The organism is Solidesulfovibrio sp. (assembly GCF_029978005.1).
GTDB lineage: Bacteria > Desulfobacterota > Desulfovibrionia > Desulfovibrionales > Desulfovibrionaceae > Solidesulfovibrio.
In genome coordinates, this window is sequence record NZ_JARKOZ010000210.1 from 1 (window position 1) to 22,317 (window position 22,317).

General features: G+C 69.8%; 21 protein-coding genes. 8 read left to right on the forward strand and 13 right to left on the reverse strand.

The window, feature by feature from the left end; translation table 11 throughout:
* Positions 1-176 precede the first annotated feature (176 nt).
* Both Q1K70_RS21050 and Q1K70_RS21055 read right to left on the reverse strand, forming a co-directional pair.
* Positions 177-737 (reverse strand): type I restriction enzyme HsdR N-terminal domain-containing protein, encoded by a 561-nt coding sequence (locus Q1K70_RS21050; protein ID WP_300164370.1) that lies wholly within the window; start codon positions 735-737, stop codon positions 177-179.
* On the reverse strand, positions 730-2,460 hold the full coding sequence (locus Q1K70_RS21055; protein WP_300164373.1) for a hypothetical protein: 1,731 nt from the start codon (positions 2,458-2,460) through the stop codon (positions 730-732). Before Q1K70_RS21055 ends, Q1K70_RS21050 begins: the two co-directional genes overlap by 8 nt.
* 194 nt (positions 2,461-2,654) lie before the next feature.
* On the opposite strand from Q1K70_RS21055, the gene Q1K70_RS21060 reads away from it, so the two are divergent.
* Positions 2,655-4,142 (forward strand): dynamin family protein, encoded by a 1,488-nt coding sequence (locus Q1K70_RS21060; RefSeq protein WP_300164376.1) that lies wholly within the window; start codon positions 2,655-2,657, stop codon positions 4,140-4,142.
* A gap of 83 nt (positions 4,143-4,225) precedes the next feature.
* Positions 4,226-5,371 carry a pyridoxal phosphate-dependent aminotransferase gene (locus Q1K70_RS21065; RefSeq protein ID WP_300164379.1) on the forward strand — a complete coding sequence of 382 codons (1,146 nt, stop codon included), beginning with the start codon at positions 4,226-4,228 and terminating at the stop codon, positions 5,369-5,371.
* Between the two features lie 60 nt (positions 5,372-5,431).
* On the opposite strand, the gene Q1K70_RS21070 is transcribed toward Q1K70_RS21065, so the two are convergent.
* The 5 genes from Q1K70_RS21070 to Q1K70_RS21090 all read right to left on the reverse strand — a co-directional run bounded on the left by Q1K70_RS21070 (position 5,432) and on the right by Q1K70_RS21090 (position 7,982).
* The gene (locus tag Q1K70_RS21070; RefSeq protein WP_300164382.1) at positions 5,432-5,686 is read right to left on the reverse strand and encodes a hypothetical protein; all 255 of its coding nucleotides are present in this window, start codon (positions 5,684-5,686) and stop codon (positions 5,432-5,434) included.
* 5 nt (positions 5,687-5,691) lie between these two features.
* Positions 5,692-5,892 carry a hypothetical protein gene (locus tag Q1K70_RS21075; protein WP_300164385.1) on the reverse strand — a complete coding sequence of 67 codons (201 nt, stop codon included), beginning with the start codon at positions 5,890-5,892 and terminating at the stop codon, positions 5,692-5,694.
* Between the two features lie 77 nt (positions 5,893-5,969).
* Positions 5,970-6,179, reverse strand: coding sequence for a dual CXXC motif small (seleno)protein (locus tag Q1K70_RS21080; protein ID WP_300164388.1), 210 nt, complete (start codon positions 6,177-6,179; stop codon positions 5,970-5,972).
* A 9-nt stretch (positions 6,180-6,188) separates the two neighbouring features.
* A complete protein-coding gene (locus tag Q1K70_RS21085; protein WP_300164391.1) occupies positions 6,189-7,172 on the reverse strand; it encodes an HD domain-containing phosphohydrolase in 984 nt (327 codons plus the stop codon).
* Between the two features lie 72 nt (positions 7,173-7,244).
* Complete coding sequence (locus Q1K70_RS21090; RefSeq protein ID WP_300164394.1) at positions 7,245-7,982, reverse strand: 2-phosphosulfolactate phosphatase; 738 nt, start codon at positions 7,980-7,982, stop codon at positions 7,245-7,247.
* A 133-nt stretch (positions 7,983-8,115) separates the two neighbouring features.
* Here Q1K70_RS21090 and Q1K70_RS21095 point away from each other — a divergent pair, with 133 nt between their 5' ends.
* From Q1K70_RS21095 to Q1K70_RS21105, 3 genes are all read left to right on the forward strand, one after another.
* On the forward strand, positions 8,116-8,331 hold the full coding sequence (locus tag Q1K70_RS21095; RefSeq protein ID WP_300164397.1) for a hypothetical protein: 216 nt from the start codon (positions 8,116-8,118) through the stop codon (positions 8,329-8,331).
* Between the two features lie 45 nt (positions 8,332-8,376).
* Positions 8,377-9,528: a glutamate 5-kinase gene (gene proB, locus Q1K70_RS21100; protein WP_300164400.1), complete on the forward strand. Its 1,152-nt coding sequence runs from the start codon at positions 8,377-8,379 to the stop codon at positions 9,526-9,528.
* Positions 9,529-9,656: 128 nt separating this feature from the next.
* Complete coding sequence (locus tag Q1K70_RS21105; RefSeq protein ID WP_300164403.1) at positions 9,657-10,505, forward strand: class I SAM-dependent methyltransferase; 849 nt, start codon at positions 9,657-9,659, stop codon at positions 10,503-10,505.
* Between the two features lie 7 nt (positions 10,506-10,512).
* Here Q1K70_RS21105 and Q1K70_RS21110 read toward each other — a convergent pair whose 3' ends face one another.
* The 3 genes from Q1K70_RS21110 to Q1K70_RS21120 are packed head-to-tail and all read right to left on the reverse strand — an operon-like array spanning position 10,513 to position 14,509.
* Positions 10,513-11,037, reverse strand: coding sequence for a cyclic nucleotide-binding domain-containing protein (locus tag Q1K70_RS21110; protein ID WP_300164406.1), 525 nt, complete (start codon positions 11,035-11,037; stop codon positions 10,513-10,515).
* A complete protein-coding gene (locus tag Q1K70_RS21115) occupies positions 11,003-13,543 on the reverse strand; it encodes an ABC transporter ATP-binding protein/permease (protein ID WP_300164409.1) in 2,541 nt (846 codons plus the stop codon). The genes Q1K70_RS21110 and Q1K70_RS21115 overlap by 35 nt, the downstream gene beginning before the upstream one ends.
* A gap of 33 nt (positions 13,544-13,576) precedes the next feature.
* Positions 13,577-14,509, reverse strand: coding sequence for a chemotaxis protein (locus tag Q1K70_RS21120; RefSeq protein WP_300164412.1), 933 nt, complete (start codon positions 14,507-14,509; stop codon positions 13,577-13,579).
* A gap of 221 nt (positions 14,510-14,730) precedes the next feature.
* Here Q1K70_RS21120 and Q1K70_RS21125 point away from each other — a divergent pair, with 221 nt between their 5' ends.
* Entirely contained in the window at positions 14,731-15,021 is a 291-nt protein-coding gene (locus tag Q1K70_RS21125) for a hypothetical protein (RefSeq protein ID WP_300164415.1), read from the forward strand.
* 71 nt (positions 15,022-15,092) lie between these two features.
* Positions 15,093-15,974 (forward strand): M23 family metallopeptidase, encoded by an 882-nt coding sequence (locus tag Q1K70_RS21130; RefSeq protein ID WP_300164418.1) that lies wholly within the window; start codon positions 15,093-15,095, stop codon positions 15,972-15,974.
* On the opposite strand, the gene Q1K70_RS21135 is transcribed toward Q1K70_RS21130, so the two are convergent.
* On the reverse strand, positions 15,971-17,620 hold the full coding sequence (locus Q1K70_RS21135) for a glycosyltransferase family 2 protein (RefSeq protein ID WP_300164421.1): 1,650 nt from the start codon (positions 17,618-17,620) through the stop codon (positions 15,971-15,973). The two genes, Q1K70_RS21130 and Q1K70_RS21135, sit on opposite strands and share 4 nt — an antisense overlap.
* Before the next feature lie 141 nt (positions 17,621-17,761).
* Here Q1K70_RS21135 and Q1K70_RS21140 point away from each other — a divergent pair, with 141 nt between their 5' ends.
* Positions 17,762-18,511 carry a LysM peptidoglycan-binding domain-containing protein gene (locus tag Q1K70_RS21140; protein ID WP_300164424.1) on the forward strand — a complete coding sequence of 250 codons (750 nt, stop codon included), beginning with the start codon at positions 17,762-17,764 and terminating at the stop codon, positions 18,509-18,511.
* A gap of 37 nt (positions 18,512-18,548) precedes the next feature.
* Here Q1K70_RS21140 and Q1K70_RS21145 read toward each other — a convergent pair whose 3' ends face one another.
* Both Q1K70_RS21145 and Q1K70_RS21150 read right to left on the reverse strand, forming a co-directional pair.
* A complete protein-coding gene (locus Q1K70_RS21145; protein ID WP_300164427.1) occupies positions 18,549-20,261 on the reverse strand; it encodes a glycosyltransferase in 1,713 nt (570 codons plus the stop codon).
* 9 nt (positions 20,262-20,270) lie between these two features.
* Positions 20,271-22,317, reverse strand: a 2,047-nt coding sequence (locus tag Q1K70_RS21150; RefSeq protein ID WP_300164429.1) for an AsmA-like C-terminal region-containing protein, incomplete at its 5' end; no start/stop codon positions are given.

Consider the following 22,317-nt stretch of genomic DNA (forward strand, 5'->3'; position numbering starts at 1 on the left):
CGGTGCTGGCCGGCTTTGCGGCCTGCGTCGCCTGGCCCATTTCCCCGACCACAACGACCGACGCCCCGCCGCTTGCCATTCCCGACCCAACCTCCACCCGCCCCGTCGGGGAGGTCCAGGAGGGGGTCACCCCCTCCTGGCCGCCGGAGGCATCTTCCTCTGCATCAAGCTCTTCCTCAGGCTCCCTTGGCCTTGGGCCGGCAGGTTCCCTGGCAGCAGCCGTCGGCGAGGAATTCGCTGTAGGCGAAGAGGATACGCCGTTCCCGGTCGAGGGCGTCTTCGGCGAGGGCTGGGGCGGGGGCTTTGAGGGCCATGGCTTCCGGCCAGGTGGGGACGCCGCGCATGCCCCGGCCGATTTCTCGGCCCGTGGCCGCTTCCAGCAGGATGGCGTCGTGGGTGTCCGTGACGAGCACCAGCGGCACGCCGCCGCACTGGTACAGGCGGGCGGCGGCCAGGGATTCGCGGATGTAGGAGCCGGGCTCGCCCGAGCAGAAGATGACGAACAGGAGCGGCCGCCCGTCGGCGTCCGTGGCGCACAGGTCGACCATGCGGGTGTACTGCGCGCCCTCCACGGGAAAACAGACGCCGACCTTGGCCGCGAGGCGCTCCTTGGGGTAGCCTTTCTCCTCCACCAGCATCCGGGCCAGGGCTTGGCGGAATTCCTCGTAGGAGGTTTCGGCGATTTCCTCGCCCGTCAGGTAGTCCCGGATGACGTTGCCGAGGGATTCCTCATGCATGGCCGACTCCTTGGGTCGTGTTCGGCGTGAACAGGCCGGGCCGCGCCCGGACGATCCGCCGCAGCGCGGCGGTCAAAAGGACGAAGACGAGCAGGGAGGCGGCGCACAGCGGCCCCCGGCGGCTGTCGTCGGGCGTGATGCGCACCTGTTGCGAGGGGACGGTCACTTCGAGGACCGTGGCTTCGCCCGGGGCGTCGTCCGCCACCCGAGCCGCCTCGAAGCGGTAGTGTCCGGCCTCCTCGCGCGCCATCCAGGGCAGGGCGATGCGCTGGCCCACGACGCCGGCGGGCGTGATCACGATCAGGTTGGGCGAGACGGCGATGGGCAGCCGCGTCTGGCCGGAGAGGGCGACGATGCGGTTGCTCATGTATTCGGCGATGGAGAAGTTGCCGTAGAAGTTGGGATTGGCCGTCAGGTGCGGCATGAGTTCCCGGTTTCGGGCGTGGAAGGTGAGCAGGGTGGGGACGAGCAGCGCAACGCAGGCGGCCAGCCGGAGCCTGCCGGCCGCGTGGGCCGGCCAGGGGCCGAGGCGGTCGGCGACGAAGAAGGCGACGAAATGGAAGGCCACGAACAGGAAGCGGAACGGGTAGATTTCCGAGGAGGCCAGCCGCAGCCAGACCGAGAGTTCGCGCCAGACGGTCCCCCAGCCGAGGACGAGGAAGACGAGGGCGGCGACGAGGCAGGCCCCGTCCGTGACGGAGTCGCCCGGCCGGGGCCGCCTGCCGCGAAGCAGGGCCAGGAGATAGCCGCCGGCCAGGAGCGCCGCCAGCGCCACGAAGGCCGGGCCCACCAGGAGCGAGCCGTCGTAGAAGGCCACGTTGTGGTGGCTGTAGGTTTCGGGGAACTGGAACATGGGGAACACGTCGTCGGTGAGCAGCCCCCACAGGTCGGCAAGGGAGGCGTAGCCGCCGCCCGGCACGCGCTCCCAGCCGCCGTAGACCTTGGTCGCGGCGTAGGCCTTGGGCGCGACGAGCACGGCCGTGGCCAGGAAGAAGTAGGGCATGCGCCAAAGGAAGGCGGCGCGCCGGCGGATGGCCGCGTCGGCCAGGGCGTAGACCCCGGCGGCCAGGAAAAGCCACACGAACAGGTGCAGCGCCCCCTGGTAAAAGATCAGGGCGGCGAGCAGGCTGGCCCCGGCCCACTCCGGGGGACGGAAGTCCCGGGCGGCCAGGAGCGCGACGATGCCCGGCACGAGGCACAGGCTGATCTGCGGCGAATAGCCGATGGCCAGGTGCTGCACGAGCCAGGGGTTGCAAAGGAAGAGAAGCAGCAGCAGGATCGATTGCCAGGCGTCGAAGCCGCGCCGCAGCGCCAGCAGGCGCACGCCCCAGGCGGCGGCCAGCAGGTGCAGGCCGAAGAAGGCCTTCATGAAGGCCATGAGCGGCAGGGCGAAGGCCAGAGGCAGAAGCGGCGAGAAGCTGAGGACCTCCGGATTGGACCAGTAGGACAGGTTCTGCAGGGTGGAAAACCATGTCGTGGTCTCCGGGATGGCCAGAAACGACAGGGGCATCTGGCCGAAGCTGCGCAGGGAGTCGTACAAGAAGGCGAAGTAGTAGAGGTCCTTGCACCAGTCCAGGATGCCGACGCGGTCCGAGAACAGGAATTCCCCGTAAAAGAGCGCGATGACGCCAAGCGCCGCAGCCCAGTACGCGACCGCGCCGGGCCGGGAAGGACGGCCGTGACTCGGAGGCGGCGTGGATGGCGAGGGATCTTGGCGCGTCATGGTTGCCTGGTTGTTCGGGGCGAGTCCCGACTCCGGAAGGGATCGTTCGATCAGGGGATAGCGGCAACGGCCGGGCATGGGCAAGGATTTTATAAGAAAAGCGACGTCTTTCCTGCCGGTCGCTCTTTTCGGCCGGCTCGACGGAGCTCGATTTATTGGATAGATAGGGCCATTCTTCACCGGCGGGGGGGCGCATGGAAGACGGCAGACTGAGCGACAGGCTGGCCAGCCTCAAGGAACACCTGCAACTGGAAAACCCGCTTTTGGTCGAGGCGGTGGGCAGCTTCGGCAAGCTCGACAAGGTCTGTCGGGGCATCGGGCTTCTGGGCAACGACCAGTCCACGATTTCCCAGATCGCCTGGTGGCCGCTCATTTCCGTGCTGGGGCCGTTTTCCGCCGGCAAGTCCACCTTCATCAACTACTATCTCGGCACGCCGGTGCAGCAGACCGGCTCCCACGCCGTGGACGACAAGTTCACGGTCATCTGCTACAACGCCGCCGGCGAATCGCGGGTGCTGCCCGGCACGGCGCTCAACGCCGACCTGCGCTTCCCCTTCTACAAGATGAGCGAGGAGCTGGAGAAGGTCGAGCCCGGCGAGGGCGGCCGCATCGACTCCTACATCCGCCTCAAGACCAGCCCCAGCGACAAGCTGCGCGGGCTCATCCTCATCGACTCCCCGGGCTTCGACGCCGACGCCCAGCGCACCTCCACGCTTCGCATCACCAACTACATCATGGACCTCTCCGACCTGGTTCTGGTCCTTTTCGACGCCCGCCGCCCCGAGCCCGGGGCCATGCGCGACACGCTGACCCATTTGGTCGCCGCGACCATCAACCGCCGCGACTCCAACAAGTTCGTCTACATCCTCAACCAGATGGACATCGCCGCCCGGGAGGACAATCCCGAGGAGGTGGTGGGAGCCTGGCAGCGCGCCCTGGCCCAGCAGGGGCTCACGGCCGGCAAGTTCTACCGCATCTATTCGCCCTCGGCCGCCCTGCCCATCGCCGACGAGTCCCTGCGCCAGCGTTTCGAGGCCAAGCGCGACGCGGACATGGCCGCCATTCACAACCGCATGAACCAGGTGCGCGTGGAGCGGGCCTACCGCATCGTCGGCGAGCTGGAAAAGCTGGCCCGCGAGGTGGAGGACGTGCGCGTGCCCGAGGTGCGGGGCATGCTGGCCCGCTGGCGCAAGGGCACGGTGCGCCGCGACGCCGTGCTTTTCGGCCTGCTGGCCCTGGTCCTGGCGGCGGCCTACGTGCTGACCGGCCATCCCTTCACCAACGGGCTGGCCCCGGCCTGGATGGAGTGGGTGTTCGCCGAGTCCTGGCGGGCGATTCCCTTCCTGCTTTTGTGCCTCGGCGGCGGGCTGTGGCTGCATTTCCTGGCCCGCAGGTGGTCGACCAACGCCGTGGCCCGGGTGGTGGAGAAGGCCTATGCCCACGGTCCGGTGCGCGAGGGGCTCCTGCGCGCCCTGGCGAAAAACACCGCGCCCTGGCGTTCGATCTTCTGCTCCGAGCCGGCCGGCTGGGGGCACAAGTACCGGAGAATCCTGTCTTCGGTCATTTCCGACAGCGAGAAGTTCATCCAGTCCCTCAACGACCGCTACGCCCATCCGTCCGGGGTGTGGCAGCAGCAGCCGACCCCGGCCGCGCCCGCCGCGCCGGAACCGGCCTGCGAGTAGGCGTTTCCCCGGTTTCCCACGCGGGGCCCCGCCCGGCCCGGACCCGCGCCCATCCTTTCCAATCCCAACAGGAACCACTTTCCATGAATCCCGCCTGCAAGGACATCACCTCGTTTCTCGTCATGGACATCCTGGAACGCGCCCAGGCCATCGAGGCCGCCGGAAAGCGCGTCATCCACCTGGAGATCGGCGAGCCGGACTTCGATATCCCGGACTGCGTCAAGGAAGCGGCGAAAAAGGCCGTGGCCGAGGGCCGCACCCATTACACCCACAGCCTGGGCGTCCTCGAGCTGCGCGAGTCCATCTGCCGCCTGTTCGCCGACGAATACGGCGTGACGATCAGCCCCGAGCGCATCCTGGTCACGGGCGGCACCTCGCCGGCCATGCTGCTGACGTTCGGCGTGCTGGCCCGTCCGGGCGGGCACATCCTGCTCACCGACCCGGCCTACGCCTGCTACCCCAATTTCCTGCGCTTCACGGGGCTGACCCCCCGCTACGTGCCTGTGGCAGAGGAGGACGGCTTCCAGTTCACGCCGGGCGCCATCATGGAGGCCGTGGACGGGCTGACCGCCGGCATCCTGCTCAACTCCCCGGCCAACCCCACCGGAACGCTCACGCCGGACGAAACCTACGAGGCGGCCTGCGCCTCGGGCGTACCGGTCATTTCCGACGAGATCTACCACGGCCTGACCTACGGCGGCCGGGCGCGCAGCGCCCTGGAATTTTCCGAGGATGCGCTGGTCTTAAACGGCTTTTCCAAGCGCTTCGCCATGACCGGGCTGCGCCTGGGCTATCTGGTCGCGCCGAAGTCCATGATGGGAATCCTGCAGAAGTTGCAGCAGAACCTGTTCATCTGCGCCTCGTCCGTGGCCCAGTGGGCGGGCGTGGCGGCGTTGTCCAAGGAAGGGCTCGAGGCGGCCGAGGCCATGCGGCGAACCTACGACGCCCGGCGCAAGGTGCTGCTCGCCGGGCTCGAGAAGCTGGGGCTTGCGCCGCGCACCGAGCCCACGGGCGCGTTCTACGTGTTCGTGCGCGCCGACCACCTCAATCCCGATTCCCTGGCCTTGGCCTACGACATCCTGGAAAAGGCCCACGTGGGCGTCACCCCGGGCATCGACTTCGGCCCGGGCGGCGAGGGCCACCTGCGCTTTTCCTACGCCAATTCCCTGGAGAACATCGAGGAAGGCCTGGACCGCCTGGGCCGCTACATCGCGACCCATTGCGGCTAGGTCGGCGCGCGTTGCGGAGGCTTCGCAGCGGTTGCGACGGACAGCGTTTCGCGACGGGGCTTATTTGTAAACGTCGCCCCGGAAGCCCGCCTTGTAGATGAAAAGGCGTTGCTCGTCGGATGTGAAAAGAATGCGCACGCCGCCCAGGCGCAGGCGGAAGTCGTGGGGATGGGGCTGCAACCGCTTGATGTCGAGCCCTGCGAAGTCGCCGGCCAGGAGCCGCCGTACCGCTTCCTTGACCTTTTTCCGTTGCGCTTCGGGCAGGGACAGGATGAAGGTGTTGGCCTTCTTGGCGATGACGCAGTCGCGCCCCATGCCGTCTACCAGTCGGCCATGGCCCGGCACAGGTCCAGGGTCTCGCCCCGGGACAGGGCGTCATAAGCTTCCTGGCGGTCGGCCTCGTCCTCCGAAGTCAGCCGGGCCTCGCCGCGCAGTTCGGCCTGCATGGCCTCCCACTGCGCCAGCGGGACCACCACGGCGACGCGGTTGCCCTGCTCATCGGTCTGGTACTGGATGCCCATAAAAGCGCCTCCCTGGGCCGCCGCCCGGCGGTCCGTTTCGTTCCTGCCTACCACCGCGCGCGTTGCAGGGGAAGAATCTACATCCTGTCCAGGGGCACGTTGGCGTAGACTTCGTCGAAGTCGTCGTCGAGCTGGTCCAGGTAGTCGGCCGGGTCGAATTCCCGGCCGCAGCCGTGGCAGGTGAGCATGATGCGAAGGCAGGTGCGTTCGTAGGTCAGCTGCCGGCCGCAGCCCGGGCAGGCGACCTTGGTTTCGGTCGGTTTGAACTGGATGCGGGAAAAGGCCATGGGAACTCCTTAAACCATGTTCGCGCCGCTTAAGATCATCACCAGGCGCTTGTACACATCGGGGTCGAAGGCTTCGAACATCTCGTCGCGCATGAGGCGCAGGGCCTGGAAGGGCGGCATGGCGTCGGCGTAGGCCCGCTTGGTGGTCAGGGCGTCGTACACGTCGGCCACGGTCAGGGCCCGCACGTAAGGCGGGATGAGTTCGCCCGAAAGCCCGCCCGGATAGCCGCTGCCGTCCATGCGCTCGTGGTGCATGAGGATGCAGTGGCAGGCCGTCTGGGAGAGCTGCGCTTCCTGGCACAGGGCCATGCCCATGGCCGGGTGGGTGTTGATGACCAGCCGCTCCTCAGGGGTCAGGGGGCCGGGCTTGGACAGGATCTCGCCCGGGATGCGCGTCTTGCCGATGTCGTGCAAAAGCGCCCCGATGCCGGCCTGCACCTGCGTGTATTCGTCGGCCTTCATGCTTTGCAGGATGGCCGTGGTGTAAACGAACGCGTGCACGTTGTGGGTGTGCACGGAATAGTCGTGGGAGGCCAGGGCGGCGATGCATTTGAGCGATTCGTCCATGGCCAGGAACTTGAGGCTTTTTTCGACGATGGCGGCGATCCGGACGTACTGCTTCTTGCCGATGCCCTTGGGCAGGCGCGTCTCGAACACCTCGCGCACCACGGCGTCGGCGGCGTTGTACAGCACCTTGCTGCGTTCCTGCACGGGGATGGCCCCGTCGCCGAGGATGTCGGGCAGGTGCTTCTCGACGTAAAGGTTGAAGTCCGGCCGCTCCTCGCCCCGGATGTAGACCTCGGCCACGCCGGCGTCGTGGAGCTTCTGCCGGTGGCGCTGGGTGAACTGCTCGTTTTCCGAGGCGTAGAGCACGAAGTTGCCGGCCTGGCGGATGTACACCCGGAACCGGCCCAGGGTCTTGGGAAAGATCATCAGGGGGGAAACCGCGAAAAACATTTCTTCCCGCATGTTCGCCGTCGCCTTTTGCAGCATGGTCTCGCCTCCGCGCGCCGCGGCCCGATCCTGACCTCGATGCGTACGTATTCGGCAGGATTGGAAAAAACTTCAGGCGGTCGGAGCCTTGTCGGCAGGGCCTCGGCCTTCGTCCGGCGGCGGCGACTTCTTCACCAGGACCGGGCGGCCGTCGGGCAGCCGCTCGGCTTCCAGGTAGAAATCGAAGGCGTCCAGGGAAAGGCACAAGTCGAAATCTTCCTCGGGCACGATGGCCGTCTCGCCGAAGAAGATGGCGGCGGTGGGGGCCGTGCGCAGAAACTTCGGGATGGCCTCGAAGGCGTTGGGCACGCCCTGGAGCAGGTTGGCCAGGTAGGTGGCGCACAGCTTGTCCTCGGGGGCGTGGGAGACGCCGGCCTTGCCCATGGCCACGATGGACACGGTCTCCGGCGCGGCTGCGAGCAGGGCCCGGGCCGTGGCCGCCACGTTGGTGAAGGCGCAGGTCAGCACCCGGTCCGCCGAGGCCATGGCCGCGTAGAGCCCCCGCGTGCCGGCCGAGGTGGCGTGGACCAGCGTCCGGCCGGTCACGTCCGCAGCCTTGACCTCGCTTGGCGAGTTGCCGAAGTCGAAGCCGGGGAGCTTCAGGCAATGCCGTTCGCCGGCCAGCAGGTAATCCGGGTGCGCCGCCTTGAGCGCATGGGCCTCTTCCACCGTGTCCACGGGCAAAATGCGGGCCGCGCCTCCGGCGAAGGCGTAGCAGGCCACGGAACAGGCGCGGAAGACGTCGATGACCACGGCCGTCCCCGTGGCCTCCTCCGCGCCGCTTAAAAGCTCCAACATCCTGATGCGCACGACAAGCCCTCCCGGGACAAGCCATAACAGCGCGGGAGCGCTTTGAAAAGCGGTCCGCCCGGGGCCCGCCTTGCCAGGAGACGGCCGAGGCCGTATGAAAAGCCAAGGCGCCCGATCGCCGGGAGACGCGCGCATGAACACCACCGACAACGCCTCGCCGCCCCTCTTGCCGGTTATTCCGGAATACAAGTCCTGGGTGAAAAACGTCCAGGAAGGGGTGGCCGCGGACAACGCCCGGGCCGACGCCGCCTTCGCCGGCCAGCGCGGCCCCCTGTCCGCCGCGGACGTTCCCGCCCGTCCGGCGACGCCCGAATCGGACCGGGGCGTCCTCGCCGACGAAAAGGCCTGATCCGTTCTCCCGCGCCGACAGGCGAAAGCATTTTCAGGAGGCTTCATGGCCCAGTGCGACTGGCGCGAAAGGCGCCGGCATGTCATGTCCCAGGCCCGGCGGATCGTGGTCAAGGTCGGCAGCGCCGTCCTGGCCGCCGAGGCCGGCGTGGACGCCGCCGTGGTGGCCGGGCTGGCCCGGCAGATCGCCGGGCTCGTCGCCGACGGCCGCAAGGTGCTGCTCGTTTCGAGCGGCGCGGTGGCCGCCGGCCGCGAGGTGCTCGGCGACCGCTACGACCGCACGCTCCTGCCCCACCGCCAGGCCGCCTCGGCCATCGGCCAAAGCCGGCTCATGCACGCCTACGACCAGGAATTCGCCCGCCACGGCCGCATCGCGGCCCAGGTGCTCCTCACCCGCGACGACCTGGACAACCGCGAACGCTACCTCAACCTGCGCAATACCTTCGCCACACTGTTCGACCTCGACGCCGTGCCGGTGGTCAACGAGAACGATTCCGTGGCCGTTTCCGAGCTCGTCTACGGCGACAACGACTGCCTGGGCGGGCTGCTCGTCGGGGCCATCGGGGCGGAGCTTTTCGTCAACCTGACCTCGGCCAGGGGCGTGTTCGCCGAAAATCCGGACGAGCATCCCGGGGCCTCGCCCATGGAGGTCATCGAGGACATCGCCGGACTTGACCTCGACGCCATGTGCGGGGCCAAGACCACGCTTGGCACGGGCGGCATGTACTCCAAGCTCCTGGCCGCCCGGCGCGTGGCCCAGCTCGGCGTGCCGACGCTGATCCTGGCCGGCCGCGAGCCCGGGGCGCTCACCCGGGCCCTGGCCGGCGAGAACGTCGGCACCTTCGTGCCGGCCGGGTGCAAGCCCATTCCCCGGCGCAAGTTCTGGCTGGCCTACCACCACGAGCCGCAAGGCACCCTGGTGGTGGACGACGGCGCGGTGCGGGCCCTTCGCGAAAAGGGCAAGAGCCTGCTGCCCGCCGGCATCGTGGACGTGGCCGGCGATTTTTCCGTGGGCTCCATGGTGCGGGTGGCGTCCTGCGCCGGCGAGAGCGTGGGCGTGGGGCTTTCCAACTACGCCGCCGCCGACCTGCGCAAGATCATGGGGCTCAAAAGCTCGCGCATCGCCCAGGTGCTCGGCGAGGCCGCCTACGCCGAAGCCGTGCACCGCGACAACCTGCTCCTCGACGCGGCGATATAGGAAGACCGAGAGGGGCGTCGCCCCTCCCGGGCCCTCCCCACCGGGGGGAATGATTCCCCCCGGGCTCCCCGAAGGGGGTGACAGGGGAGGGGGCCGCAAACCGCGCCAGGGGTGAGAAGGAGGTCGGGATGGAAGCGGAAGCCAAGTGCCGGGGTTGGGACGTGTTCGAGGCGGACGGGATTTGCCGGGTGTGCGGCAAGAAGGCCGTTTTCGCGCCCATAAGGCCCGGCCACAGCCTGCGCGAGACGCGCTGCTCGTCGTGCAAGGCCAGCCGGCGCACCCGCGACGTGGCCCGGGTGCTGACGCAACTGGCCGCCGGCCCGGACTGCCCCACGCTTCCCCAGGCCCTGCCCGCCATGGAGGGCTGGCGGGTGTTCGAGGCCCAGGCCGCCGGGCCGCTCCACAACGTGCTGCGCTGCCTGCCGCGGTATTCCTGCTCGGAATACGTGCCGGAGCTGGCCGCGCCGGGCTCGTGCACCCAGGCAGGGCTTCGCTGCGAGGACCTGGAGCGGCTGAGCTTTCCCGACGCGTCCTTCGACCTCGTGGTCACCCAGGACATCTTCGAGCACGTGGCCGATCCCTGGCGGGCCTTCGACGAGGTCTGGCGGGTGCTGGCCCCGGGCGGGCGGCACGTGTTCACCGTGCCCGTGCACGAGGGCCATCCGACCACGCCGCGCGTGCGTTTCCTGGAGGGCGCGCGCGTGGACCTCCTGCCGCCGGTGCACCACGGCGATCCCATGCGCCAGGGCGGCTCGCTGGTGGTCACGGACTACGGCGACGACCTGTCGCGGCTCCTCAGCGCCCGGGGCCAGCCGACCCACGTGGCCTCCCACGTGGCCTTCTACAAGCCCACGGAGATGCCGGGCATCATAGACGACGATCTCCACGCCCTGTACGAGGCCGCCTGGAAGGCCGGCGAAAAGGCGAGCTTTCTGCGGTATAATTCCGTGGTGTTCGTGACGGACAAGCCGGCATAGCCGGCCGTCAGAAAAGGCTCAGCCCCATTTCCCCGGTCTCGGCGCATTCCTTGGCGTGGGCGGCGAGAAACGCCTCCTCCCAGCGGAAGACGTGGCCCACGACGTTGCCGAGGATCTTGGGCCAGACGTCCGGGAAGCGCTCGGCCGTTTTCTGGAACTTCTCTTTGGTCAGCACCAGGCACTCCGCATCCGCCACGGCGTGGACGGAAAAAAGCGCCTTGGCCGGGGCGAGCAGCCCCAACCCCCCGAAGAACTGTCCCGGGCCGCGACGCGGCAGGGTCACGGCGCAATCCCCGATCCGCCGGTCCATGGCCACCTCGCCGGACAGCACGTAGAAGCAGCGGTCCAGGGCCTCGCCCTGCTCGCACAGCGCCTCGCCGGCGTCGAAGGTTTCGCGGCCCGACAGGTAGGCCAGCACCTTGATCACGTCCAGGGGAACGCCGCTGAAGACGGGCAGCTCCCGCAGGATGTCCAGGCACTCGTTGAAGCCGCAGCTCTTAAGCCCTTGGGGCTGATCCGTGGACAAGCTCATAGAGCATCCCCTTTTTGTCCATCAGTTCGGCATAGGAGCCGGTCTCGACGATGCGTCCCGCCTTCATGACCGCCACCTTGTCGAAGTTCTTGATGGTGTCCAGGCGGTGGACCACGGAAATGACCGTGGAGCGGCCCTTCCACTTGTTTTCCAGCAGGTTCTGGATGCGCGTCTGGGAGGCGTTGTCCAGCGCCGACGTCGCCTCGTCCAGGATGAGGATGGGCGGCTCCTTGAGAAACGCCCGGGCGATGGCCACCTTCTGCTGCTGTCCGCCCGAGAGCCGGTCGCCGTTCGTGCCCACCTGGAAGTCCAGGCCGATCTCCAGGATGCGTTCCAGCATGTCCTCCTCGATGAGAAGGCTCACGATGGTCTTCTGGATCTGGTCGAGGACCTTGGGGCTCGTGGTCTTGACCCGGCCGAACAGGATGTTGTCCATGACCGTCATGGGATACAGGTAGTCCTCGCGCCGGAAGAAGGTCACCGCGCCCGGCATGTCCGTGGCCACCCGGTCCGCGAACATGGCCCGGCCCGAAAGGAGCAGCCCCTCGAGGATCGGCGAAAGGGTCACGATGGTGTGGATGCCCGGGGTGAAGCGCAGGGCCAGGGTCAGAAGCAGCCGCTCGTCCTCGGCCGAGAGCTTGTGCAGCCGCACCCGGCCCAGGCGGCCGGCCAGGTCGCGGTAGGTCTCGAACTCCTCGGCCATGATGGGCGTTTGCTCGAAGAAGACGGCGTCCGGGGAGGGCACGTCCTTTAATATGTCCACCGTGCGGCTGGTCAGCTCCGCGCCGGTCTGCATGAGCAGCATCTTGAGCCCGGCGTCGTGCAGGAAGCCGATGAAGAAGGCGTTGCCCGTGAGCCGCTCCGGCTCGAAGTCGGGCTGTCGCGGCGTGCCGAAGATCAGGTTCTCGCCCACGGAGCTGTAGTAGAGGTAGCGGGAGGGGTCGAAGAACTCCACCGAGCCGGCCAGGGACTCGCCGTGCCCGGCCAGATAGGCCTCGCGCACCCGCACCACCTTCTTGACCAGGTGCTCCTTCTTGCCCTCCTTGAAGACGGAATTGAGGGCGAAGCGCAGCACGTCCGCGAAAAGCCCCACCTGCTGCACCACGGCGATGATCTCGTCCAGGCTCGGCAGCCCCTCCTCGCCGGTCACGCCGTGGGCCTCGCGCCGGGCGTTGATGGAATAGAGCAGGTTGTCCTTGATGGACCCCTCGAAGATGAAGGGATGCTGGGACACCACGCCGACGTTGTCCGCGATGTCGGACTTGGGCATGGCGTCTATGTCCAGGCCCGAGAGCTTGGCCGTGCCGGCGGTGTATTTGAGGATCTGGCACAGGCAAAGGGCCAGCGTGGACTTGCCAGAGCCGGAAAAGCCCACCAGGGCCACCTGCTCGCCGGGATTGACGTCCAGGGACACGCCCTTGAGCAGCTGGATGCCGCCCGGAACCTCCAGCACCACGTCCCGGGCCGTGACCGCCCCGTCCAGGGCCACGGCCGGCCGGGGCTCCTCGGGCTCTTCCAGGAACTCCGGGTCGCCCTGGAAGTACTCCATGATGCGGTCGTAGCTGACCGAGGCGTCCTGGTAGGTCTGGTAGAAGTCCATGAGCTCCTTCCAGGGGTCGTAGAGCTTCTCGTTGGCCGAGAGGAAGGCCACCAGCGCGCCGAGGTCGAAGCGGCCGTTGATGGCCAGGTAGCCGCCAACCAGGAAGAGCACGAACGGTCCGAGGTTCTGGAAGAAGTTGTTGGAGACCTTGATGGCGAACTTGTAGAGGTTCCAGACCACGCGCACCTTGAAGAGCTTGTCGGCCCAGGCGCCGAAGCGCTTGTTCTCCAGGCGGAAGCTGGCGTTGGCGTGGATCTCGTGGATGCCGGAGATGGTTTCGCCGATCATCGTCGAGAGCTTGCGGCCGGTGTCCACGCGCTCCTTGTTGGCCGCGTTGGCCCGGCGCTGCAGAGCCGGGATGACCAGAATGGCGATGGGGTAGAGCGCCATGCTGATGAGCGCCATGAGCGGATTGAGGTAGAAGAGGTAGCCGGCGAAGGCCAGGAGCGTCAGCAGGTTGGTCACGGGCACGGCGACGGCCTGGCCCACGAACTCGCCGGTGTTGGCCACCTCGGCCACCAGCGACGAGACCACCATGCCCGGCGAGGCCTTGCGGAAAAAGGACATGGGCAGGGTCAGGATGTGGGCGTAGAGCTTCTTGCGCAGGTCGGTCAGCGACTCCTGGCCGATGTAGTTCTGCAGGGCGTTGATGGCGAGCTTGAGCCCCGAGGCGGCCACCACGCAGGCCAGGTAGTAGCCGCAGTACATGACGAGCAGGTCCAGGCGCTTGAGCCCGATGGCCTGGTTGATGATCTTCTTTTGCATCTCCAGCGGCAGCACGCGCACGGCCACGGTGACCACGATGATGACCAGCAGCACGCTCTGGAGCTTGAGGTTGCTGGTCCAGACCCAGGAGAACAGCGAGCGTTTGTAGAGGACGTCGGGAATGTCGGGGCGTAGCTTCATGCCGAACCGCCTTGTCGGTGGAATTGGGGGCTGTCAGGCGTCCTGAGGCGGCGTCTCGCCGGCGTCCCGGCGGCCCCGGGAGGCGATCAGCGACAGGGCGAGGCTGGCCAGGTCGGCGAACTGGGGCTTGGAGATCTGTCCGTCCGCGCCTACGGACTGCCCCCGGTGGCGCAGCTCGTCGGTGACCAGGGAGGAGAAGAGCACTACCGGCGTGGCGGCCAGGCGCGGGTCTTCCTTGATTTTTTTCGTCAGGGTGTAGCCGTCCATGAGCGGCATCTCGATGTCGGACACCACGATGTCCGGCGGCGAGGTCCCCGGCTGGCACAGGATCTCGAAGGCCTGCTGGCCGTTGCCGGCCAGGGTCACCTCGAAATTGGCCTCTTCCAGGCGGTCGCGGACCATCTGGCGCATGATGCCCGAATCCTCCGCCACCAGGGCCCGCAGCCGGCGCTCGGACGGCGGCGGCATGGGCGGGCCGGCCAGTTCGCCGTCGAGTTCCAGGATGATCTTCTCCAGGTCCAGCAGCTGGACGAACCGGTCCTCCAGGCGCACGATCCCGGTGATGCAGTTGCCCGAAAGCCGGGCCAGGGCCGGATGGGGCGGCTCCACGTCGCGCCAGTGCACGCGGTGAATCAGGGTGACGCCGGTGGCCAGAAAGCCGGTGGTGCGCTCGTTGAAGCGGGTGACGAGGATGACCTCGTTTTTGCACGGCATCCGCGGCAGGTCCAGCCACACGGCCAGGTCGAGCACGGGCAGGACCAGGCCCCGCAGCGGAATGGCGCCCATGAAGCAGGGGTGCGGTGCGCCGGGCAGGGGGACGAGCCCCGGGCTTTCGATGACCTCCAGCACCTTGGCCACGTTGACCCCGAACATGGAACGCCCGCGTTCGGGCCCTTCGTCGATGAAGAATTCGATGACCTCGAGTTCGTTGGTCCCGGCTTCGAGGAGGATGTCGGCTTGGGGCATGGGCGCTCCCGGCATGGCGCGTTCGGGTGGAGGGATGAGGCTTTGGCGACGATAAACAAGACCGCGCGCCGTGTAAATCCGGTCGGCGCGATCCGGGCGGCTTCCGCGACGGTTGACAGGCGCGACGGCGGTCCTATAGCGAAAACGAGGGAAAGTCCTGGCGCAGGCCGCCAGGCGGCGGTCGCGGACGGTCTGGCCGGCGCGGCCGCAGGGAGGCCGACATGAAACGCTTGGCTTTGTTGCTTGTCGTCGCGGCGCTGTGCGCGGGACCGGTCCCGTCGCTGGCGGCGTCGTTTTCCTGGAGCACGCCGTGGTCCAGCGGCTCGGTTTCCGGCAGCGGCTCGGCCTCGGGCTCGACCAGCGGCACGGTGACGGCCGGCGTGACCAGCGTGGACTGGTCCGCGAGCCTGGACTCGGGCACGAAGACGGTTTCGGGCTCGGCCACGGTCGACGGGCAGACGTATTCCGGCAGCCTGGACTGGACCGACTTCTTCAGCTGGCTTTTCGGATAGGGCCGGCCGCCTGCGGCCCGCCCGTCCCGCCTGTCCGGCCTGCGGGAGCCGCCCGGGCCGGGTCTTGACGCATGCTGGAACGCGAACTCGAAATCTACCTCCGGGACGGCAAGGGCGTGCGGCGGGTGTTCACCTACCGGCGCTGGATGTTCGTTTCCCTGGTCGCGGCCCTGACGGTCCTGACGGCCGGGGGCCTTTTCCTTTGGCCTTACGTGGCCGGCCAGGAGGCGCTTCGGGCCAGACGGTTCGAGGCCGTCGGCCGGCTGGCCGAGCAGAAGGCCGCAGCCCTGGCGCTGCGGGAGCGGGTGCGCCGGCTGGCCGAGGAGGCCGGGCGCATCGAGGCCTTCGACGGCAAGCTGGCGGTCATGGTGGACGCCCCGCGCGAGCGCGGCGGCGTGGCCGCCTTTCCCGCCGCCGCCAGGCTCCCGGGCGCGCCCGTGGACGCCGACGCCGGCCGCCGGCTGGTGGATTTCCTGGACGTCCTGGCCGGCCGCATGGCCGTGGAGGAGGTGGAGCAGCAGGAGCTGGCCCGCCTGCTCGGCGAACGCAAGCTCCAGTTCCTGGCCAAGCCGTCCCTGTGGCCGGCCCGGGGCTACATCACATCGCCCTTCGGCTCGCGGTCCTCGCCCTTCGGCCGGGGCGGCGACTTCCACAACGGCGTGGACATCAAGGTGCCCATGGGCAGCCCGGTCTATGCCGCCGGAGCCGGGCGGGTGACCGAGGCGGACCCGATGACGGGATACGGCCTGCGCATCGTCGTCAGCCACGACTACGGCCTGGAAACGGTCTACGCCCATCTCCAGAAGATCGAGGTGAGGCCCGGCCAGGAGGTCAAGCGCGGCCAGCGCATCGGCCTGTCCGGCAACTCCGGCCGCACGACCGGCTCGCACCTGCACTACGAGGTCCGGGCGGCCGGCGAGCCCGTCAACCCCCGGCAGTACATGCTCGACTAGCCCTGCGACTCTTCCTCCCGCAGTTCCCGCCATTTCGTTTCCAGTTCCGCCCAGGCCGTATCCGCGTCGCGCCCGGCGGCGACTGCCATGTCGCCGGCCGGAAAAAGGCCGTCGAGCTTGAGCCGCGCCCCGGCCAGCTGGCCCACGGCGGCCGGGGTCCTGGCCTGGGCGGCGCTCGCGTGCTGGTGGTGGAAAACGGCCACGTTTCCGGCGTAGGCCGCCCGGCGGCCGGCAATAAATCCCCGCAGGTCCCTGGCCAGGTCGTCGAACTGGCTGGGCGAGAAGCGCACGTCGAAGGGCGCGCCGCCGGAAAGGGCCTTCCCGCGCAGCAGGTGGCAGCAGCCGCACACCGACGGACAGGGCCGCGCCGTGGCCAGCAGCCCCAGGTCCGGCCCGGGGCCGTGGTTGACCAGCGGCCGCACGCTGTGGGCGGCGTCGGGAGGCAGCAGCCGCACGTCGGCGGCTTGGGGCACCGCGGCGGCCCCGGGCGCGGCGCAGACCACCCGCGCTCCGGCCACGTCGGCGTCGGGGTCGGCCGCAAGCGCGGCGACGAGCCCGGGCAGCCAGTCCGGCGGCAGGGTCACGTCGTCGTCCACGTAGGCGGCCAGGTCCCCTTCCCCGACTCCCGACACGGCGGCCAGCCAGTTGCGCCCGGCCGGCGCGCCCACGTTGACGGGCAGGCGCAGGGACGTGAAGCGCCCCGGCGGGAAAAGGGCCGCCGCCCGGCGGCAGACGGCGGCGGTGTCGTCGGCGCCGCCGTTGTCGAGAACCACGACCCGGGCCGGGCCCAGGCCGCTTCGGGCCAGGCTCTGAAGCGTCGCCTCCAGCAGGCCGGCCCGGTCGAAGGTGTAGAGGAAGACGAAGAGCCGGCCGGGCCGGGCGTCGAGGTCTGCTAAGGGCAAGGGATGGCGCAGGGCGTGCAGGCGCAGCGAAAGCCCCGGGTGCCAGGGTTCGGCCCGCCACAAGGGCCGCAGCACGGCCAGGGCGTCGCCGGCGCGTCCCAGCTCGGCCAGGCAGTGGGCCTCGGCCAGGGCGCGAAAGCGCGGGAAAAGTTCGCCGTCCACCCTCCCGAGGGCGTCGCGGCCGGCGGCCGGCCCGTCCCAGGCCAGGGCGACTTCGGCGGCCAGCCGGGCAGCGACCGGCATCAGGGCGGGCTCGCTGGCCAGGGACTCCACCACGCGCCGGGCGAGCCGCGGCCGGCTCCGGGACAGGGAGAAGTCGAAGGCCCTGGCGCGCCAGGCCGGGGCGGTGCGGGGATCGGCCAGCTTGCGGTCGAGGAAGTCCGCGGCCATATGCGGGTCCGGGCCGTCGCGAAGGGCCGGCCAGCGGCCGGCGTCCTCTCCGGGATCGGCCGGGCGGGCCAGGGCGGCGCACAGGGCGCGCCTTTTGGGGGATGCGCCGGCACGCCTCGCGGCGGTCAGGGCGGCGGCGGCGAAAGGCGCGTCCAGGGGGGCGCGTTCGAAGTTCCAGGCGGCCAGGGCCGTGTCGAGGCCGGCCAGCCGGGGATCGGCCGCCACGGCCCGGGCCAGGGTCGCGGCCAGATGCCGGGAAAGCCAGGCTCCTTCGAGGCCGAAGGCCCAGAGCGGCAGGGCGCGGCGCAGGATGTCGAAGGGCGGCGGCAGCGTCGCGGCGGGGCGTGGGGGCATGGGCGTTTCCCTGGCCGTGGCGGTTGGAGGAGGCGTCGCCTCCCGGTTTGACGAAAAGCGTGTTCCAGGGCATGTAACGCCGACAAACCCTGATGGACAATCCTTTGGCCGCATATTTTGCGGTTTTTCGGAGGTATTCCGATGCGTTGTAAATTATGTCGGCTTGCCTTGGCCCTGGCGCTCCTGCTGCCGGCCGCCATGCAGCTTTCGGGCTGCGGCAAGTACGACCACCTGGAAAGGAACATGCAGTACGTCTCCGACGATCTGCTGCGCCAGGACGCCCAGGTGTCCTGGGAGACCCTCGTCAAGGCCCACGAGGCCTGGCGTTCCTCGGGCGGCGGGCACGAGCCGGACAACGTCGCCTTCAACGCCTACAAGGACGCCTACGTCCAGTACTCCATCGTCTACAACGAGTTGCTCGACCGCTCCAACGGCGGCTTCGCCGGACGGCTGCACGCTCCCACCGACGAGCTGCCGCCGCCTCCGCCCGGCGTGTCCGCGCCGGTGCCCAAGACGTCCACGCCCGCCCCGATCAAGGCCGCGCCCACGCCCACGGCCAGGGACTTGAGCGACGCCGCCCCGGCCGGGCCGAACCTGTCTGCGCCGGCCGCTTCCGCCCCGGCCCGGGGCATCCCCGTGGCCGCGCCGGCCAAGGACAACCCCTTCGCCATGCCCAAGGGCGAGGCGGCCGCGCCGGCCAAAAAGACGGCCGTGGCCGCCGCGTCGCCGGCCGGCTCCGGAGACCGCTACGTCATCGCCCCGGGCGACACTCTGCGCTCCATCGCCAAGCGCCACGGCATCACCGAAAAAAGCCTCATGGACGCCAACGGCATCACCGATCCGGACAAGATCGCCGCCGGCAAGGCGCTGACCATCCCGGCCCGGCAATAGCCCCGGCCGGGTATCCTCTTCGCTTCAAGGCCTTCGGTCATCCGCCGAAGGCCTTTTTCATGGCCGCGACCAGGTCCGCCAGGCGCTTGTCGTAGGTGTGCTCGGCCAGGACGCGCGCGCGCGCCGCGGCGACGACGCGCGCCCGCGCCGCCGGTTGGGCCAGGAAGTGGCGCGTCATGTCCGGGATCTCGCCCGGGTCGGCGTAGACGGCCGCCTCGCGGGCGACGTCGAAGAGCGTCCCGAACTGCTCCCGGGCGTCGGTCAGGACGAAGGCTCCGGCGGCCGGGGCGTCGAAGACCCGCTGATTGACCGCCCCCTTCATCTGCAGGCTCGTGCAGTTGAGGTTCACGTCGCTGCGGGGATAAAACCCCGGCAGGTCGTCGTAGTAGCCTATTTCCGGCAGGCGCTTCCAGGTCCGCCCGGCCCCGGGCAGGGCCCGTTCCCAGTCGGCGTCGCCGACGATCAGGGGCGAAAATTCCAGAATGCCCGCCACGCAGGCCCGGCGGTAGCGCCGCGTCGCCTCCCAGGTGAGCGCCAGTTCGGCGTCCAGGCGGGCCTCGGCCGTGGGCAGCCCGGCCATTTCCGGGCCGCAGGCGGCATGGGCGGCCAGAAAGGCCCGGGCGCTCCTCTCGGGGCTGGTCGCGAATTCCCCGGCCGCCGCCGGCAGCGCCCGGGCCAGGGCGGGATAGGGGGCCAGGCGGGCCAGGGCCCTCGCGGCCTGGGATTCCATGGACGCGCCCACGAACGAGGCCCGCGCCCGCCAGGGGTGGGCGGCCCCGGCCTCGGCCAGGGGGAGGAAACGTCCCGGGTCCGTGGCCAGGGGCAGCCAGGCGGCGTGGCCGAACCCGGCCCGGGTCAGCTCCGGCAGGCTGTCGGCGTCGTAGGAGAAGACCATGACCAGGGGCGAGACCAGACCGGCGTAGTCGTGGAGAATCAGCCGGGGACTGTCCACGAACCAGGAGGCCAGGGGCAGGGGAAGGCCGGCGAGAAGCTCCGTCAGGCGGCCTTGGCGGTCGAGCCCCAGGTGGTTGACCGTCAGCGCGAAGTCCGGGCGGAAATCGGCCATGGCCGCGACGACGGCGGCGGCGACCTCTTCCTGCCCGGTCTCGCCCCGGCCCATGTCCACGACCCGGAAGGGGAGCCCCAGGCGCGAAAGCGCCGCCTCGATCTCGCGGTAGAGGAAGTACGGCCGGCGCAGGAGCAGCACCCGGGCCGGGGCGGCGGCGAAGCGGCGGTAGCGCAAACGCTCGCGCAGGGCCGCGTAGCCGCCAAGCCCGGCGCGCACGGCCCGGATCCAGTCCGGGTCCAGGCGCGCGGCCGCGGGGTCGACGACCACGGCGAGCCCGACCCGGCCGGCGGCGCGGGCCACGGCGGTGATGCGCGAAACCACCGCCTCGGGGTCCGGGTCGTCCAGGAAGCGGACCTCCGCGTCGGCGGCGAAGCGCGTCCGCACGCCCGTGATCCTGTCCACGGCGTCCAGCCTGTCGCACACGAAGACCGGCCCGCCCCCGGCCCGCCGCGTCGCCTCCAGAGCCGCGTCGATGCCCGCGCCGAGCCCCGCGCCCAGAAAGACGGGCAGGCCGCCGCCGGCCTGGGCGCTTGCGGCCCGCGCCGCCTCGGCCGCCGCGCCGCCCCGGCCGGCCAGATGCAACACCCGGCCGCCGGCTTCCAGGCGCACGTCGGCCAGGCTTCCGTCCGGGGCCGTGACGGCGGCGGCGAGGACGGGCGGGGGCGGGGGCAGGGGGGCCATGGCGACGCCTCAGCGGATCTGCAGGATGCGGGTGACGGCCTTGCCGGGGATGCTGACGATGCCTTGGAGCACGCGGTAGACCATGTCGCCCAGAAGCTTGCTGCGGTCGATGGTGAGCTTGGGGCCGTCCAGCGGGCCGATGATGGTGGCCGGCACCTCGCCGCCGCCGGTGAGCGCGGCGGAAAGCGACAGGTTGATGGACTCGTCGCGCAGGTCCACGAAGCCCTTGCCGGCCACGCGCATGCGCGGGCTTTCGATGCGGAAGTCGTCGGAGTGGGCCACGCCGCCCTTGGAGAACCAGGACGAGGAGAACACGTCGAAGGGGATGCGCTCGTAGGTAGGCTCGCCGCCGGGCTTGGAGGCGGGCTCGCGCACCTTGAGGTTGCCGCGCGTGATCTGCAGGCTGGCGTTGCCGGCCAGGTTGCCGCGCAGCTCCTGTTCGTTCTCGCCGCTGGTGCGCGCGGCCAGGATGAAGGTGGCCGAGCCGGAATCGAGGGTGTTGCCCTCGGCCCAGTCCCAGAGGAAGCGCGCGATCTCGATGCCTTCGAGCTTGAGCTCGATCAGCATCTTGAGCGCCGTGTCACGGGCGTCGCCGCGGATGTCGGCGGAAAAGCGGCCGCCGTAGAAGCGCGACGATTCCTGGCGGTAGGTGAATTGCCCGCCCTTGGCGCCGGCCGTGACGGTGCTGGCGTCGAAGATCACGTTGCCCTTCTTGAGCCAGCCGATGCTGGCCTTGGCGTCCAGGGACAGCTCGCGCAGGAAGCGCACGTCGAGCGGCTTGCGGCGTTCGGCCAGGGACGGCGGCCCGGAGGAGGCCGGCGACCGGGGGAAATAGGCGTCCCAATCCAGGCGGTCGACGTGCAGGTCCCATTTGCCCCGTTTCGGGTCGAAGCCGGCGAGCTGCGCGCTTCCCGTGATCGTGACGTCGTCCACGCCGAGCTGCAATCGCTTGATGTCGCAGGCGTCGGCCGTGGCCGTGCCGGAAAGCGACGCCGCAGCCTTGGCGAGCTTGTCCGCGGCGAGCCCGGCGGGCAGGGACACGCCCCAGTCGGCGAGCACCTTGCGCGGGGACACGGCTCCGGTTTCCAGGGAAAAGTTCGTGGGCGCGCCACCGCCGCCCTTCCGCGAGAGCTTGAGCGTGGCCGGCAGTCCTCCGGCGTCCAGGTGCAGTTCCGAGGCCGCAAAGCCGCCCGCGCCGTCCGGCGTCGCCTGCCCGGTCAGGGCGACCTTCACGGGCTTGCCCGATTCCCCGGGCCGCAGCAGGCCCGAACCCTCGAGCTTGATCGGGGCCGGGTCGCGCAGCTTGCCCGCCGCGTCCAGGGCCACGGGACAGGCGGCGGTCAGGCGCGCCTCGCGCAGGCCGAAGCCCGAGCCCAGGCCGGCCACGAGGTTGGCCTCTCCCTCGAAGCCTTCCCCGGCGGCGCGACGGCCCTTGAGCGTCAGCGTCGCCTTGGCCGCGGACAGGGGCTGCGCTTTGGCCCCCGTGCCCAGGGAGAGCTGCGGGGCTTCGGCTTCGATGCTGGCGGAAACGGCTCCGGGGCGGCCCTTGGCCGGCGCGGCGGCGTCGAAGGCGGCCTTGGCCGCGACCGCACCCGACGCGCCCGAGACGCCGGGCAGGCGTCTGGCGTCGGCCCCGGTCAGTTGCAGGCTGCCCGCGACGCGGCCCGACGCTTCGGCGTCGAACTTGCCGGAAAGCCTGCCTCCGAAGAGTTCTCCGCCGCTGACCGCGCACTCCAGGCTTCCGCCGGCCAGGGTCAGGTCCAGGGCGAGGTTGCGGGCGTCCACGCCCCGGCCGGTCAGGCGTTCGATGCGCAGCTTCCCCGCGGCGTTGGGCGCGGCCGCGCCCGGGGCGGCCGCGTGCGGCGCGCCGCCCGCAACAGCGGGCAGATGCTCCAGGTCCAGGCCGTCGAGGACGAGGTCGAAGCCGAGTCCCACGGGCGCTTTCGCGTCGTAGCCGGCCTGGCCGCGCAGGGTCGCGCCGGCGAGACGGCCTTCGAGCCCGGAAAGCGAGGCCTTGGCCACCAGGCGGTCGATGCCCGGGGAGACGGCGAAGGCG